The 1496-nt window shown below is 72.3% G+C and carries 2 protein-coding genes; both read right to left on the bottom strand.

Translation table 11 applies throughout. The features are described 5' to 3' along the window. Positions 1 to 33: 33 nt before the first annotated feature. The gene (locus KUTG_RS25875; protein WP_043720331.1) at positions 34 to 1191 is read right to left on the bottom strand and encodes a vWA domain-containing protein; all 1158 of its coding nucleotides are present in this window, start codon (positions 1189 to 1191) and stop codon (positions 34 to 36) included. Further along, positions 1188 to 1496, bottom strand: a 309-nt coding sequence (locus tag KUTG_RS61635) for a DUF5682 family protein (RefSeq protein ID WP_043720329.1), incomplete at its 5' end; no start/stop codon positions are given. The genes KUTG_RS61635 and KUTG_RS25875, both read right to left, overlap by 4 nt.

The raw sequence follows: 1496 nt of genomic DNA, 5'->3' as shown, positions 1-1496 counted from the left end.
TGGGAAGCGCACGTTCGTGTGCTCCTGACCAGGTCATCTGCCGACCGCCATGCCCGCGTCCTCTGCCCAGGCTGCCACGTCGTCCCGCCGCAGCGCAGCCGCCAGCAGGTCAGGGAACCGGTCCGGCGTACACGCGAAGGCCGGCGCACCCAGCTCGGACAGCCGTGCCGCCAGCTCGTGGTCGTAGGCCGGGGCGCCGCTGTCGGACAGCGCCAGCAGCACCACGACGGTCACGCCGCTGGCCACCAGCTCCCGCACCCGCCGCAGCAGCTCGCCGGCCACGCCGCCCTCGAACAGGTCGCTGATCAGCACCATCACCGAGTCGGCCGGCCGCTTGATCAGCGACTGGCCGTAGGCCACCGCCCGGTTGATGTCGGTGCCGCCGCCCAGCTGCGTGGAGAACAGCACGTCGACCGGGTCGTCCAGGGTCTCGGTCAGGTCCACGACCTCGGTGTCGAACACGACGAGCTTGGTGTCGACGGCCCGGATCGAGGCCAGGACCGCGCCGAACACGGCAGAGTAGACGACCGACTCGGCCATCGAACCGGACTGGTCGACCAGCAGCACCACGTCCCGCAACGACGCCGTGCGCGACCGCCGCTGCCGGCCGATCAGGTCGCCGACGACCACGGTCTTCTGCGCCGGCTGGTAGTTCTTCAGGTTGGCCCGGATGGTCGTGGCCCAGTCCACATCGGACAGACGGGGTCGACGGGTCCGCCTGGACCGGTCGATCGCGCCGTGCACAGCGGCCAGCAGGCGATCGGCCAGCTGGCGCTCGACGTCCTCGACGACCTTGCGCACCACCGCCCGCGCGGTTTCCCGGGTACGCGCCGGAATGGCCTTGGACAGCGAGACCAGGGTGCCCACGAGCCGCACGTCCGGCTCCACTGTGGACAGGAGTTCCGGTTCGAGCAGCAGCTTGTTCAGGCCCAGCCGCTCCACGGCGTCACGCTGCATCACCTGCACGACCGACGTCGGGAAGTAGGTCCGGACGTCGCCGAGCCAGCGGTGCAGCACGGGATTGCTGTTGCCCAGGCCGGCGGACCGCTTGCCGTCCGCGCCCTCGCCGCCGCCACCGTAGAGCGCGGTCAGCGCACCGTCGCGACGGCCGTCGTCCTCGCCCAGGCCGCCCATCTCACCGGCCGCGGCGCCCAGGAGCAGCCGCCACCGCCGTTGCCGTTCGTCACTCATGCCGACGCTCCGATCAGGTCGCGGACGTGGGCGGCCAGGCGCTCGGCCCGGTCCTCGTCCCAGTCCCCGGTGGGCATGGTCACGGCCTTGCGGCCACCGGCCATCACCCGGTCGCCGAGGGTGCGGCGCTCGGCCGAGCTGAACTCACCGACCGCGCGGCGCAACAGCGGCACCGCGTCGGCGAAGGCCTCCGAGGACAAGGCCGCGAGCCAGGTGTCGATGAGCGCGAACAGTCGGTCGTCCGCGGCCAGCAGGGCGGCCGAGCCGCGGAGGAAGCCCGCAACGAAGGCAGTCGCGCCCGCTGT

The organism is Kutzneria sp. 744 (assembly GCF_000568255.1).
Classification (GTDB): domain Bacteria; phylum Actinomycetota; class Actinomycetes; order Mycobacteriales; family Pseudonocardiaceae; genus Kutzneria.
Note: the sequence above shows the minus strand (reverse complement) of the source record. Positions and strands in the feature narration are given on the sequence as shown.

Bases quoted from the DNA above. Each gene is read 5' to 3' on its own strand.
- KUTG_RS25875 (WP_043720331.1), bottom strand. From the start codon at position 1,191: ATGAGTGACGAACGGCAACGGCGGTGGCGGCTGCTCCTGGGCGCCGCG.